The following is a 413-nucleotide window of genomic DNA, read 5'->3' as shown; positions in this document are numbered from 1 at the left end:
CCTGTAATTCCTTCAATTTCTGCTTCTAAATCAAATTCAGCAAAACCATTATTCTCTTCTGAAGTATCACACTCTTCAAGTAAATCTGGCTCGATAATTTGTGGAATTTGCAGCGCTTCAATAGTGATGGGTTGAATATTTAGACAGCCTGTTTCATCGTTGGTTACCACGACAAACAAGGTCTGTAGTGGCGTTTCAATATTGGTATAATTTTCAGGATCCTCAATAGCATTTTCGTTGTTTTGAGCATCGGTTAAGCTTTCAAAATAAGTAAAGCTAAACCCTGTGGCATCTTCAATGATAAAATCCTCGGCAAAAGGGAGGAAAAACTCTACCAAACCATCGTTGTCGATATCGCATACTGCATTGATTTCCGCTTCGGTGAGTGTAGGAATTTCATTTACAATCAAATC

Annotated in this window: 1 protein-coding gene; it reads right to left on the bottom strand. The window is 37.8% G+C overall.

The window, feature by feature from the left end; all coding sequences use genetic code 11:
- Positions 1-413, bottom strand: a 413-nt coding sequence (locus G7034_RS10335; protein WP_166400885.1) for a hypothetical protein, incomplete at both ends; no start/stop codon positions are given.

Source organism: Psychroflexus maritimus (assembly GCF_011089875.1).
Classification (GTDB): Bacteria; Bacteroidota; Bacteroidia; order Flavobacteriales; family Flavobacteriaceae; genus Psychroflexus; species Psychroflexus maritimus.
Note: the sequence above shows the minus strand (reverse complement) of the source record. Positions and strands in the feature narration are given on the sequence as shown.